The organism is Falsiroseomonas ponticola, from assembly GCF_016805305.1.
In the GTDB taxonomy this organism is placed as follows: domain Bacteria; phylum Pseudomonadota; class Alphaproteobacteria; order Acetobacterales; family Acetobacteraceae; genus Falsiroseomonas; species Falsiroseomonas ponticola.
In genome coordinates this window covers 201,085-213,666 of sequence record NZ_JAERQN010000001.1, presented here as the reverse complement: position 1 = coordinate 213,666, position 12,582 = coordinate 201,085, and the positions used below count along the sequence as shown (strand labels likewise).

Below are 12,582 nucleotides of genomic sequence, written 5' to 3'. Positions count from 1 at the left end.
TGCGCGGTGCCGCGAATCTGGGCCCCATTGGTCCGGACAAATCGCAGGAGCCGCGCTTGCCGCATCGCGTGTTTTCTCGCTGGGTGAAACTCCGCGCATGAGCGCCGCGGCGGGGATGCGCGGGGCGCATCCGCTGGTGGTCTCGGCGGCGGTGGCGATGGGCTGCGTGGCGGCCATCGCGGGGCTGGCCGCGCTGCCGGGGGGCGCGACGCTGGCGCAGCAGGTGGTCTCCGGCCTGATGCTGGGCGGCATCTATGTCGCGGTGGCGGTGGCCTTCACGCTCACCATCGGCGTGCTGAATTTCCTCAACTTCACCATCCCGACCATGTTCATGCTGACGGGCATGGTGGCCTGGGGCCTGGCGCGGCACGGGCTGCCCTTCACCGAGGCCTGGCACTGGGCACTCGCCCTGCCGGCGGGGATCGTGGTGGCGATCCTCGCCTCGCTGGTCGTGGAGCGCTTCACCTTCCGCTACCTCAAGACGCGGCATGGGGATGCGACGGAACATGCGATCCCGCTGGTGTCTTCCCTTGGCTTCCTGCTGATCTTCGAACACCTGGTGCTGATCGTTCTGGGGTCGGAGGCGCAGAGCTTCCCGGTGCGCTTTCGCCTCGACTGGCAGGTGGGGCCGCTGGTGGTGGGGCTGCCGCAGTTGACCTCCCTGCTGCTGTCGCTCGCCATCGTCTTCTGGCTGTCCTGGCTGCTGGCGAAGACGCGCACCGGCCGCGCGCTGCGGAGCATCGCGGAAAGCCCCGATACCGCGACGCTGCTGGGCGTGGAGGTCACGCGCATCGTGCCGGTGGTGTTCCTGCTGAGCGGGCTGCTCTGCGGGGTCGCCGGCGCGCTGTTTGTCGTGAACTACAGCGATGTCTCCCCCTTCATGGGCGACCATGTCGGCACCAAGGCGATCGCGGCCATGGTGCTGGGGGGGCTGGGGTCGATCTGGGGCGCCATCGCGGGCGGGTTGCTGGTGGGGCTGCTGGAGACGCTGGGCATCCACTTCTTCGGCGGCGATGCGGCGCAGGTGGTGGTCTGGACCGTGCTGCTGGCGGCGATCGTGCTGCGGCCGCAGGGGCTGTTCGGCGGTTCGCGCATCGGCAAGGGGAAGCTCTGACATGTCCGGCTACTGGTCCGGCATCCTGGCGATCCTCGCCATCAACATCATCTTCGCCTATGGCATCTTTGTCACCGCGACGGCCGGACAGCTGAATCTGGGCGGCGCGGGCTTCATGGCGATCGGCGCCTATGGCGCGGCGATGTTGGGCGAACAGCTGGGCTGGACGCCGGCCTGGACGGTACCGGCGGCGACGCTGCTGACGGCGCTGGTCGGGATCGGCATCGCCTTTCCCGTGCTGCGGACACGGGGCGTGTACATGGTGCTGGCGACCTTCGCCTTCGCGCAGGTCGTCACCGGCATCATCCTGACGCAGCCCGCGCTCGGCGGTGCGATGGGGCTGGTGGTGGCGGAGTATGTGGACCTGCCGGTTCTGCTTGGCGCCGCCGCGGCGGTGACGACCGGGGTCTTCTGGCTGACGGCGACCAGGCTCGGCCTGGCGATGCGGGCGCTGCATGACGACGAGCTGGTGGCGGTGCTGATGGGGGTGCCGGCGCGGGCCGTGCAGGTGGCGGGCTTCGCCATCGGCGGCGGGCTGGCGGGGCTGGCGGGCGCGCTCTACGCGCATCACTTCTCCTTCGTGGAGGCGCAGTATTTCTCGCCCCTGCTGTCGATCTACGTGCTGCTCTTCGTCCTGATCGGCGGCACGCAGACGGCCTGGGGGCCGCTGGTGGGCGCCACCTTCTTCACCATCGTGCCGGAACTGCTGCGCATCGGCGGGTCCTGGCGCTACGTCGTCTTCGGCGTGATGATCGTCGCCATGATGATGTTCCGGCCGGAGGGGATGGTCACGCGCACGCTGCTCGCGCGCCTGATGGGACGGCGGAGGCATGCCGATGCCGGATGAGGCGCTGCTGACCGTCGTGGGCATCGGCAAGGCCTTCGGCGGGCTGCGCGTGGTGGATGACGTCTCCTTCACCGTGCCGCGCGGCGGACGGCTCGGCCTGATCGGGCCGAATGGCGCAGGGAAGACGACGGTCTTCAACCTGATCTCCGGGGTCTATCCGCTGGATGCGGGGACGATCACGCTGGATGGCAAGGCGATCGGCACGCTGCCGCCGCGGGACCGCGTGCTGGCGGGCATGGCGCGGTCCTTCCAGAACATCCGGCTGATGCCGCATCTCTCCGCGGTGGAGAACGTCATGCTGGGCCAGCAGGCGCGCGCCTCGGGCCTCGGCGCGCTGCTGACGCCGATCGGCTGGATGCCGCGCGGGCGCTGGCGGCGGGATGCCGAGGCGCTGCTGGCGGAGGCCGGGCTCGACATCGATCCGGGCGATGTCGTCTCAAGCCTTCCCTACGGCATCCGCAAGAAGATCGAGGTGGTGCGCGCGCTGGCCAGCCGGCCGAAGCTGCTGCTGCTGGACGAGCCGGCGGCGGGGCTGAACCCGGCGGAGACGGCGGAACTGGCGCGCTTCCTGCGGAAGATCGCCGATGGGGGCACGGCGCTGCTGGTGGTGGAGCACGACATGGGCTTCGTGGACGAGGTCTGCGACCGCGTCGTGGTGCTCAACTTCGGCAAGCGGATCTATGAGGGCAGCATGGCCGGCGCGCGGGCCGATGCGCTGGTGCGGGAGGCCTATCTCGGTGCCGATGCTGCTTGAGATCGAGGGGCTGGAGGTCCGCTACGGCCGCACCCATGCCGTGCGGGGCGTGTCGCTCGGCGTGGCGGGGGCGGAGGTGGTGACGGTGCTCGGCGCCAATGGCGCGGGCAAGTCGAGCCTGCTGAAGGCGATCGCCGGCGCGGTGACGCCGGCGGGTGGGCGCATCATCTTCGACGGCGCCGATGTCACGGCGCTGAGCGCGCCGGAACGCGTGAAGCGGGGCCTGGTGCTGGTGCCGGAGGGGCGGCAGATCCTGGTCAGCCTGACGGTGCATGAGAACCTGCTGATGGGCGCCTATGGCAGGCGGGATGGCGATGTTGCGCGCGACATCGACGGCATCTATGCGCGCTTCTCCAACCTGGCGGCGCGACGGGACATGCTGGCTTCCGTGCTCTCGGGCGGGGAGCAGCAGATGCTCGCGATCAGCCGCGCGCTGCTGGCGCGGCCGCGGCTCATGATGCTGGACGAGCCCTCGCTCGGCCTCTCGCCGCTGCTGGTGGGGCGGCTGTTCGAGCTGGTGCGGGAGCTGAACCGCGACGGGCTCGCGATCCTGCTGGTGGAGCAGAACACCCGCATGGCGCTGCGCACGGCGTCGCGGGGCTATGTGATGGAATTGGGCCGCATCGTGCTGGACGGTCCGGCGGACCGGCTGGCCGACAATGAGGCGCTGGCGGCGGCGTATCTCGGATCGCATTGAGGGACGGAGAGACGATGATGATGAAGCGCAGGACCCTTCTCGCCGCCTCGGGCGGCCTTCTCGCGCTGCCGGCGCTGGCGCAGGCGCGGGAGATCGTGATCGGGCTCACCATGGTGAAGTCCGGGCCGCTGAAGACGCCGGGGGAGGCGACGGAGACCTGCGTCGATATCGCGGTGGCGGAGATCAACGCCGCCGGCGGCATCAATGGCCGCCGCATCCGGATCGAGAAGTTCGACACGGGATCCGACCCGCGCCAGGCCGCGACGGCGGCGCAGAAATTCGCGCGCGACGACAATGCGCTGGCGATCATCGGGCCCTTCTCCTCCGGTGAATCGGCGGTGGCGTTCCCGGTCGGCGAGCGACTTGGCATCGTGCAGATCTCCAACTCCGCCTCCCAGCCCGGGCTCACCGGCAATTTCAGCTATGCCTGGCGGCTGACGGAGGATGAGGGCAAGCAGTTCGGGCGGCTGCTGACGTCGCTGACCCGCAAGGGCGTGCCGGCGAGCAAGGCGGAGATCATGTTCATCTCCGATGAGCGCATCTCCAACATCACCGCGACGCAGTTCTACCCGGCCCTGCTGCGGTCGCGGAACATCGCGTTCGGGGAGCCGGTGAGCTTCCAGTACCGCACCTTCGACGTGGCGCCGCAGGTCACGCAGATCCTGCAGCGCGGGCCGGAGGTGGTGGCGCTGGCGGCGACGCCGGATGGCGCGGGCAAGGTGCTGCGGGAGCTGCGCCGCCAGGGCTTCACCGGCCGCGTGATCGGCAGCCAGATCTTCGCCGACCCGAACTCCGTCGAGCTCTTCGGGCCGGAGGGCGAGGGCATGATCATCGTCGCGGGCTTCTGGTGGGACCGCAACGATGCGACCCGCGCCTTCACCCGGAAATATGCCGAGGAGAATGCGAAGCGCGGCCTGACCAGCAAGCGCATCCCGCATCACAGCGATGCGCAGGCCTATGACATCGTCTATCTGATGAAGCAGGCGGCGGAGCGTGCGCAGGTGACGGGCGAGGCATCGCGCATCGCCGCCGAGCGCACCGCCTTCCGCGACGCGCTGCGCGGCATCCGCTTCACCGGCGTGACGGGCGAGGATACCTGCTTCGACGCGGCGCGGGACGCGGAACTGCCGGGCTTCATCATCGAGATCAGGAACCAGGCCTGGTCGCTTTTCGACAGCTTCCCGGCCGATACCTGCGCATGAGGCGCCTCGCGGTCCTCGGCGGCGCGGGCGGCATCGGGCGCGCGCTGGTGGCGCGCGCGGTGGCGGAGGGATGGCGGGTTTTCGTGCTGGACCTGCCGGCCTCGCTGGAGCGCCACAAGGTGCCGGACGGCGTGCGGGCGATCCCGGTGGATGCCGCGGATGCGGGATCGGTGCGCGCGGCCTTCGCGCAGCTGGAAGACGGGCTCGAGGGTTTCGTGAACCTGGCGGGCTTCCTGCTGGGCATGCGGAAGCTGGAGAGCGTGGAGCCGGAATTCTGGGACGAGGTGGTCGCGGGCAACCTCCGCGCCGCCTTCCTGACGGCGCGCGCCGCGCTGCCGCTGCTGGCGAAGGGCGAGAGCCCGGCCATGGTGCAGATGGTCTCGGGCCTCGCCGCGCATACGCGGCCGGGCTACGGCCCCTATGCCGCCTGCAAGGCCGCGGTGGTGTCCATGACCAAGACCATGGCGCTGGAGGCGGCGCCGCTGATCCGGGTGAATGCGGTCGGGCCGGGCGCGGTGGATACGGCCTTCCTGCGCGGCGGCACGGGGCGGTCCAGCGAGGATGGGCAGACCAATCTCGACATCGCCGCCTACAGCGCGATGATGCCGCTGAAGCGCATCGCGGTGCCGTCGGATGTGGTGGGGCCGGTCATGTTCCTGCTCGGCCCCGACAGCGCCTACATGACGGGGCAGGTGCTCTGGGTGAATGGCGGGGCCTATATGCCATGAGTGACTGGTCGCTCGACCTCGGCGGGATCGTGCTGCGCGGGGTGGCGGATGAGGATCCCTTCCGGCTGCCGCGGGAGGTGCTGTTCCATCGGACCGATCCCTCGATCCTGGCGCGCGGGGCGGCGCTGGATCCGCTGAGCGTGGAGCCGGAGACGGACAGCCTGCTGCTGCGCATCCAGGTCTTCGTCATCGAGGCCGCCGGCCGCACCTTCGTCGTCGATGGCGGCGTCGGCGACGACAAGGAACGCCCGGCGCGATCCTCCTGGCACCGCCGGAAGACGGATTTTCTCCAGCGGCTCGGCGTGGCGCCGGAGGAGGTGGACGGGATGCTGTTCACGCATCTGCATGCGGACCATGTCGGCTGGGCGACGCGGTGGCAGGAGGGGTGCTGGGTGCCGACCTTCCCGCGCGCGCGCTACGTGACGGCGGCGCGGGAGTTCGCGCATTGGGCGGCGCTGGATGCGGTGGCGCCGGTCGGCCATGGCTGCTTCCGCGACAGCGTGCTGCCGGTGGCGGAGGCCGGGCTGCTGGACCAGGTGCCGGATGACCATTCGCCCCACCCCGGCATCCGCTTCCGGCCGCTGCCGGGGCATACGCCGGGGCAGGTCGGCATCACGCTGACGGGCACGAAGCGCCAGGTGCTGATCGCGGCGGACGCCGTGCATCACCCGGTGCAGCTCGCCATGCCCGAGATCGTCTCCCGCTTCTGCAGCGATGCGGAGCAGGCGGTGGCGACGCGGCGCGCGCTGCTGGCGGAGGCGGCCGATGAGGGGCTGGCGCTGGTGCCGCACCACGCGCGCGGGCGGGTGGTGTGGAACGTGACGCGGGATGGTGACGCCTTCGGACTGCGCGATGAATGACGCGCTGCTGATCACGGGCTGCGCGCATGGGATCGGGCGCGCCGCGGCGGTGATGGCGGCGGCGCGGGGGGTGCCGCTCGCGCTGCTCGACCTCGATGGCGCGGCGCTGGAGGCGCTGGGCGACGGATTGCGCGCGGCGCATCCGGGGCTGCGCGTGGTGACGGCGGTCGTCGATGTCACGCAGGCCGAAGCCGTGGCGGCGGCGATGCGGCGGGCCGCAAGCGCGCTGGGCGGGTTCCGCGCCGTCATCGCCAATGCCGGTGGCGTCAGCAGCCTGGTGGTGGCGGGCATGCTGCCGGGCGCCTTCAGCCCCTTCACCGACAGCCGGCCGGAGGAGTGGCGCCGCATCATCGACCTCAACCTGTTCGGCGTGCTGAACACCGCCCATGCGGCGGTGCCGATGCTGCTGGAAGTGGGTGGGGGACGGCTGGTGCTGGTGGCCTCCGTCGCCGGGCTGGTCGGCGCGCCGGGGCTCGGTGTCTATGCGGCGTCCAAGGGCGCGGTGATCGCCTTCGGCAAGTCGCTGGCGAAGGAGCTGGCGCCGCGCGGCATCAGCGTGAACACCGTGGCGCCGGGCGGCGTCGCCACGCGCGCCTTCCCGCCGGGATCGCCGGGCGCGGCCAAGCGGGCGGAGCGCATCCCGATGGGGCGGCTGGCGGCGCCGGAGGAAGTGGCGAATACGCTGCTCTACTTCGCGCTCGATGCGCCGGACTATGTGACGGGCGAGGTGCTCTCCGTCTCCGGCGGCCCGCCGGCCTGAACGACATCGAAGAGCCTGCCGAGCGGGAGGCGATCTTCGATGCCGGCGCGGCGCAGCGCGGACCAGAGCAGCGCCTGGTTGCTGCTGATGACGGGGCGGCCAATCTCCGCTTCCAGCGCCTCGATGATCGGGAAGGTGACGAGGTTGGTGCCGCTGAGCATCACCGCATCGGCCTGCGCCACCGGCAGGGGCGCGAGGGCGGCGCGAATCTCCTCCGGCCCGATCAGGTGGATGCCGAGCCTGCGGCCGGGGGCATAGGTCTGGTGGCCGAGGGAGGCGATGGCGGTGACCTCGATGCCCTCGCCGGCCAGGAAGGCGGCTTCGTGCTTCGTCACATTCTCCGAGAAGGGGGAGAGCAGCACGATGCGCCGGCCGCCCACGGCCAGCAGCGCATCGGCCATGGCGGCGCCGGCGGTGGCGCCGGGGCGGCCGGCGGCTTCCTGCATCATCGCCTCCATCTCCCGCCGCGGATTCACGGCGGAGGGGGCGGTGCAGCCGAAGGCGACGACATCGACGCCGGCCTCGGCGACCAGCGCGGCGGCCTCGCGCAGATCGGCGCGGAGCTTCGCCATCTCCTCCGGCGCGCGGGCCAGCGGGTTGAGGCGCATGCGCGTGGCATGGAGCGAGACGCCTGGCGGCAGGGCGGATTGCCACTCGGCCTCGTTCACCGTGTTGTTGGGCGGCACGATGAGGCCGAGCTTCGCCCGGGTGCTGAGGTGGTGATGCATGCGGCGTCCGGTCAGGGTTCGGGCAGGGCGTTGTTCGTGATGCCCTCGATCGCGATGCGCCCCATGGCGAGGCGCGCTTCCTCCGCGCTGCCGCCGATATGGGGCGTGCCGAAGAAATTGGGCAGGTCCACCAGCGCCTGGTTGATGGCGGGTTCGCCCGCGAAGACATCGGCGCAGGCGGCGGCGAGCCTGCCGTCGCGCAGGCGCGCGATCAGCGCGGCTTCATCCACGATCTCGCCGCGGGCGGTGTTGATGAGCACGCAATCGGGGCGGAGGCGCGCCAGCATCGCATCGTCGTAGAGGCCGCGGGTTTCGGGCGTGAGCGGGATGTGCAGGGACAGCACCTCCGACCGCGCCAGCAGCTCATCGAGCGCGACGGCGGTGACGCCATGCGCGGCGTAGAAGGCAGCGCGATCGGCCACGTCATGCGCCAGGACGGTGCAGCCGAAAGGGGTGAGCAGGCGGACCACCTGCTGGCCGATATGGCCGCAGCCATGCAGGCCGACGATGCGGCCGCTGAGCAGGCGGCCCATGCGCTGGGGCGGGCGTTCGCCGGCCCGCAGCGCGGCGTTGAGCGCGCCCATGTGGCGCAGCGCCAGCAGCGCGAAGGCGATGACGAGTTCGGCGATGGACAGCGCATTGGCGCCCGGCGCCCAGCCCAGCCGGATGCCGCGGGCGCGCATGGCGGCGAGGTCCAGCATGTCCGTCCCGGTGCCGAGCTTGCTGACGATTCGGAGTTCCGGCAGCGCATCCATCATCGCCGCCGTCAGGTGTTCCAGGCCGAGCACCGCGACCTCATGCCCCCGCAGGAAATCGACCAGCGCATCGCCTTCCAGCCGGTGCGGGCTGGGGTTCAGCTTGGCGTCCGGATACAGGGCAAGCAGTTCGGCGCGCAGCACCGGGTGCTGGCAGAAGCTGGGGGAGGCGACGGCGATGCGAGGCCGGTCAGGCGCCACCGGGCTGCTCCAGCAATTCGAACAGCACGCCGCCGGTCGTGGCCGTGTCCAGGAAGGCGACGCGCGTGCCGGCATGGCCCGCCATCGGGGAACCCGCGCGCAGCCGCAGCCCCTTGGCCGAAAGCTCGGCGATGGCGGCGTCCAGGTCCTCGACCTCCAGGCAGATGTGAAACAGGCCCTCGCCCTTTGCCGCGATGAAGGCGGGGACGGAGGAGCCGGGGCCGGTCGGGCGCAGCAGCTCGATCGCGCTGTCGCCGGCGTGGAAGACGGCGATGTCCAGCGCCGCGCGGCTTTCGCGATGCGGCGTGCCGAGGGCGAAGGCATCGCCCAGCACGGCCTCCAGCGGCGCGGGGTCCGTCACCGCGATGGCGACATGGTGCAGGCGCTTGACGCGCATCAGTCGAGTCGCACGCCGGAACGCTGCACCACGTCCCGCCACACCGGCGCTTCCGCCTGCATCTGCGCGGCGAATTCGGCCGTGGTGTTGCAGACGGGATCGCTGCCGAGGCGCCGCAGCCCGGCGCGGACGACCTCCTCCGCACAGGCTTCGCGCACCGCGGCAGCCAGGCGCGCGATGGCGGCGGGGGGCGTGCCGCGCGGGGCGAGCAGCCCGTTCCAGGTCTCGAAGCGGAAGCCCGGGAAGCCCTGCTCCGCCACGGTCGGCACATCCGGCGCGAGCGCCGAGCGTGCCGCGCCGGAGGAGGCGATGACGCGCACCTCTCCGCTCTGCAGGAAGGGCGCCATGTCGGAGGGATTGCCGAAATAGCCGGCGGTGCGGCCGGCCAGCAGGTCCTGCACCGCCGGTGCGCCGCCGCGATAGGGGATGTGCTGCATGTCGAGGCCCGCACGCAGCGAGAGGAAGATCATCACGAGGTGGGTGCCGGACCCGGCACCGCCGCTGGCATAGTCCAGCGCGCCGGGCCGCGCCTTGGCGGCGGCGATGAAGTCGCCCAGCGTGCGGAAGGGGGAATTGCCGGGGACGCCGAGGAAGAAGGGGTTGGCGGCCAGGTTCACGGCCGGCAGCAGATCCGCCATCGGGTCGTAGCTGAGGCGCATCAGCACCGGCAGCACCATCAGATGGGATGGCGACAGCATGATGTAGGAATAGCCGTCGCCCTGGGTGCGGGCGATGAACTCGCCCGCCACCGCGCCATTGGCGCCGCTGCGGTTCTCCACCACCAGCGGCTGGCCGAGCCTGGCACCCGTGCGGTCGGCGAAGAGGCGCGCGAGGCTGTCGGAGATGCCGCCGGGCGGGAAGGGGACGACGATGCGGATGGGCCGCGTCGGCTGCCAATCCTGCGCCGCGGCCGGCAGCGCGGGCAGCAGCAACAGCAGCAGGGCGAGGACTCGGCGCATCATTCGTCTCCGCGTCAGGGGTGGCTGGTCAGATGTGGCTTTCGTGGTTCGCCAGGTACCATTCCGCGATCTCCTCCCGCGTCGTCCACCAGACATCGGGGAAGGTCTTCGCGTAGTCCACGAAGTCGCGCAGCGCGCGGATGCGGAAGGGCTGGCCGATGACGTGGGGGTGCAGGCCGATATTCATCAGCCGGCCGCTGGTGGCGCCTTCGCGGTACAGCTCGTCGAACTGTTCCTTAAAGACGCCGAAGCCGCCATTCACGTCCTTGCCCTGGCGCAGGAAGACGGTGAAGTCGTTGACCTCCGAGGTGTAGGGGATGGAGACCATCGGCTTCCCCGATTCCGTGTGGATCAGGTAGGGCTGGTCGTCGTTCAGCAAATCCGTGAAGAAGATCAGCCCTTCCTCCGCCAGGATATCGGCGGTGTTGGGCGTGGAGCGCAGCGAGCAGGAGAGCCAGCCGCGGGCGGGCTTGCCGACCACGTCCTTGTAGACGCGCAGCGTCTCCCGGATCACGCGCCGCTCGCCCTCGATGTCGAACTGGTAGTTGGTCAGCAGGTCGGTCTGGACGTAGTTGTGGGCGACGATCTCCCAGCCCCGGTCGATGGCGTGCTGCACCACGGGGCGGCGCTCCAGCCCCATCTTGGCGTTCATGGTGCAGCTGGTCGGCACGCCGGCCCGTTCGAAGGTCTCGAACATGCGCCAGACGCCGACTCGCTGGCCGTATTCGCGCCAGGTCCAGTTCGGGTTGTCATAGACATTGCCGGGCAGCATGTCGGTGATGATGGAGGGGCCGCCGGGGTAGAAGGGCTTGTCGGTATCCTTGGTCTGGTCCCAGTACTCGAAGTTGGTGGTCAGCAGCATCGCGATGCGCGCGCCGTTCGGCCAGCGGAGCGGCTTGCGGTGGGGCATCGGGACGAAGTCGTAGCGCATCGCGCGGGCTCTCCTGCAGTTGTCCGTACTTCACCACGGGGAAGGGCGGCGCGATAGGGATGACGTGGCGCGCGATGCCATGCCATGCTCGGCCCATGCAGAACGCCGCCCCTTCCGCCTTCCCGCTTCGCGTCGGCCTCCTCGTGCCCGGCAGCAACACGACGGTGGAGGCGGAGATGAACCGCGCCGGCCTGCCGGAGGCCAGCTTCCACGCCGCGCGCATGACGCTGCCGCTGGGCCTGACCGGGGAGGAACTGGCGGCGAAGCTGACGGAGAATGCGGCGCCGCCGCTCGGCCATCTCTCCGCCTGCCAGCTCGACCTGGTGATGCTGGGCTGCACCAGCGCGGCGATGGCGCTCGGCCCCGAACGCTCGCTCGGCCTGGTGGCGGGGGCGCAGGCGAAGGGGGCGCTGGAGGTGGGCGGCGCCATCGTGGCGGCGCTGCGGGCGCTGGATCTGCGGCGCATCGCGCTGTTCACGCCCTATCTCGACACGACGAATGCCGCCGTCATCGCCTATCTCGCCGCCGCGGGGATCGAGACGACGGCCTCGCTCGGGCTCGGGCTGAATACGAGCCTGGAGCGCTTCCGCGTGGTCTCCCGCACCAGCGCGGATGCGCTGGCGGCGCATCTGGAGGGGCTGGACCATGCGGGCGCCGATGGCGTGCTGATCTGCTGCACGGACCTGCCGACCATCGCCGCGCTGCCGGGGCTGGAGGCGCGGATCGGCAAGCCCGTGGTGAGCAGCAACCAGGCGATGCTCTGGGCCATCGCGCGGCAATTGGGCCAGCGCCCGGCGCGGGCGGGCGGGAGTCTTTTCGCCGCGGCGTGACGCCGTTCACGGAACCGCAAGGGGTGGAAGGGCTTTGAGGGGCATCGCCTTTCATTGCCATGAGGACCGCTTCGCCCCATGCCGGGCCGCCCCATCACCGTCATCGCCCTGCTGCTGGCGCTCGGCGCCGGCGCGCTGGCTGCCACCCTGGCCGTCCAGGCACCGTCGCGAGAGGTGGCGGCGCCGGCCGCGTCACCCGGCCCCGATGACCAGGTGGAGGGGCAGAGCGCGGTGGAGGCGGTGCGCCAGCATCTGCGCCGCGCCGGCCTGTCCGACGAGCTGCTGGGGCTCGAGACCCATCGCGGCACGGGGGCGCGGGAGGAGGTGGTGGTCTGCGCGCGGATCGCCGCGCCGGGCCGGGCGGGCGGCGGGCTTTCCGACATCGTGGCGCGGGTGCTGGCGACGCCGCGCAGCAATGCCGCCATGGCGTCCAGCGCATCGCGCCCCCTGCCGCCCTTCGTGGTGCTGGAGGATGGCCCCGGCCTGACGCGCAACCGGCCGGCGGGCGAGGCGTGGCGGCGGCTTTGCGCCGCGCCGCCGGCGGAGGCCGCGCCCGTGCCCGAGGCGGCGGCGCCACCGCCCGCGATGCCGGCTGCCTATACCCCGGCCGTGGCCGCCGCGGGCGGCGCCGAGCAGGTGGTGCTGCGCGGCCCCGGCAATATCCGCAGCGGCCCCGGCGGCGGCGCGGCGGTGCTGCGCGTGGCGCCGCGCGGCACCAGCCTGACCGTGCTGGACCGCGCGGCAGGCGGCTGGCTGCAGGTGGATGACGGCGCCGGCGGCGGCTGGGTGCATGGGAGCCTGGTGGAGGCTCCCTGAGCC

General features: G+C 71.4%; 14 protein-coding genes and 1 pseudogene. 10 read left to right on the top strand and 5 right to left on the bottom strand.

Annotated elements, in window-relative coordinates:
* Window positions 1-97 precede the first annotated feature (97 nt).
* From JJI54_RS01025 to JJI54_RS00990, 8 genes and pseudogenes are all read left to right on the top strand, one after another.
* Window positions 98-1,114, top strand: a complete 1,017-nt coding sequence (locus JJI54_RS01025) for a branched-chain amino acid ABC transporter permease (RefSeq protein ID WP_226381330.1) — start codon at window positions 98-100, stop codon at window positions 1,112-1,114.
* Between the two features lies 1 nt (window position 1,115).
* A complete protein-coding gene (locus tag JJI54_RS01020) occupies window positions 1,116-1,961 on the top strand; it encodes a branched-chain amino acid ABC transporter permease (RefSeq protein ID WP_203070071.1) in 846 nt (281 codons plus the stop codon).
* The gene (locus JJI54_RS01015; protein WP_203070069.1) at window positions 1,945-2,715 is read left to right on the top strand and encodes an ABC transporter ATP-binding protein; all 771 of its coding nucleotides are present in this window, start codon (window positions 1,945-1,947) and stop codon (window positions 2,713-2,715) included. Before JJI54_RS01020 ends, JJI54_RS01015 begins: the two co-directional genes overlap by 17 nt.
* Window positions 2,642-3,178: pseudogene (locus JJI54_RS01010) on the top strand (ABC transporter ATP-binding protein); the annotation flags it as partial. The gene JJI54_RS01015 and the pseudogene JJI54_RS01010, both read left to right, overlap by 74 nt.
* A gap of 254 nt (window positions 3,179-3,432) precedes the next feature.
* Complete coding sequence (locus JJI54_RS01005; RefSeq protein ID WP_203070067.1) at window positions 3,433-4,614, top strand: ABC transporter substrate-binding protein; 1,182 nt, start codon at window positions 3,433-3,435, stop codon at window positions 4,612-4,614.
* Window positions 4,611-5,342, top strand: a complete 732-nt coding sequence (locus JJI54_RS01000; RefSeq protein ID WP_203070066.1) for an SDR family NAD(P)-dependent oxidoreductase — start codon at window positions 4,611-4,613, stop codon at window positions 5,340-5,342. The genes JJI54_RS01005 and JJI54_RS01000 overlap by 4 nt, the downstream gene beginning before the upstream one ends.
* Window positions 5,339-6,202, top strand: a complete 864-nt coding sequence (locus tag JJI54_RS00995; RefSeq protein ID WP_203070064.1) for an MBL fold metallo-hydrolase — start codon at window positions 5,339-5,341, stop codon at window positions 6,200-6,202. Before JJI54_RS01000 ends, JJI54_RS00995 begins: the two co-directional genes overlap by 4 nt.
* The gene (locus JJI54_RS00990; protein WP_203070062.1) at window positions 6,195-6,962 is read left to right on the top strand and encodes an SDR family NAD(P)-dependent oxidoreductase; all 768 of its coding nucleotides are present in this window, start codon (window positions 6,195-6,197) and stop codon (window positions 6,960-6,962) included. The genes JJI54_RS00995 and JJI54_RS00990 overlap by 8 nt, the downstream gene beginning before the upstream one ends.
* On the opposite strand, the gene JJI54_RS00985 is transcribed toward JJI54_RS00990, so the two are convergent.
* Genes JJI54_RS00985 through JJI54_RS00965 form a run of 5 tightly spaced genes read right to left on the bottom strand, consistent with a single transcriptional unit; the run spans window position 6,914 to window position 10,933 of the window.
* Window positions 6,914-7,690, bottom strand: a complete 777-nt coding sequence (locus JJI54_RS00985; protein ID WP_203070060.1) for a maleate cis-trans isomerase family protein — start codon at window positions 7,688-7,690, stop codon at window positions 6,914-6,916. The genes JJI54_RS00990 and JJI54_RS00985 overlap by 49 nt on opposite strands.
* An 11-nt stretch (window positions 7,691-7,701) precedes the next feature.
* Window positions 7,702-8,646, bottom strand: a complete 945-nt coding sequence (locus JJI54_RS00980) for a phosphoglycerate dehydrogenase (protein WP_318987420.1) — start codon at window positions 8,644-8,646, stop codon at window positions 7,702-7,704.
* Window positions 8,636-9,043, bottom strand: a complete 408-nt coding sequence (locus JJI54_RS00975; protein WP_203070057.1) for a VOC family protein — start codon at window positions 9,041-9,043, stop codon at window positions 8,636-8,638. Before JJI54_RS00975 ends, JJI54_RS00980 begins: the two co-directional genes overlap by 11 nt.
* A complete protein-coding gene (locus JJI54_RS00970) occupies window positions 9,043-10,002 on the bottom strand; it encodes a Bug family tripartite tricarboxylate transporter substrate binding protein (RefSeq protein WP_203070055.1) in 960 nt (319 codons plus the stop codon). The genes JJI54_RS00975 and JJI54_RS00970 overlap by 1 nt, the downstream gene beginning before the upstream one ends.
* Window positions 10,003-10,030: 28 nt before the next feature.
* A complete protein-coding gene (locus JJI54_RS00965; protein WP_203070053.1) occupies window positions 10,031-10,933 on the bottom strand; it encodes a polysaccharide deacetylase family protein in 903 nt (300 codons plus the stop codon).
* 95 nt (window positions 10,934-11,028) lie between these two features.
* Here JJI54_RS00965 and JJI54_RS00960 point away from each other — a divergent pair, with 95 nt between their 5' ends.
* Window positions 11,029-11,763 (top strand): maleate cis-trans isomerase family protein, encoded by a 735-nt coding sequence (locus tag JJI54_RS00960; protein ID WP_203070051.1) that lies wholly within the window; start codon window positions 11,029-11,031, stop codon window positions 11,761-11,763.
* Between the two features lie 78 nt (window positions 11,764-11,841).
* The gene (locus tag JJI54_RS32540; RefSeq protein ID WP_203070049.1) at window positions 11,842-12,579 is read left to right on the top strand and encodes an SH3 domain-containing protein; all 738 of its coding nucleotides are present in this window, start codon (window positions 11,842-11,844) and stop codon (window positions 12,577-12,579) included.
* Window positions 12,580-12,582: the final 3 nt, after the last annotated feature.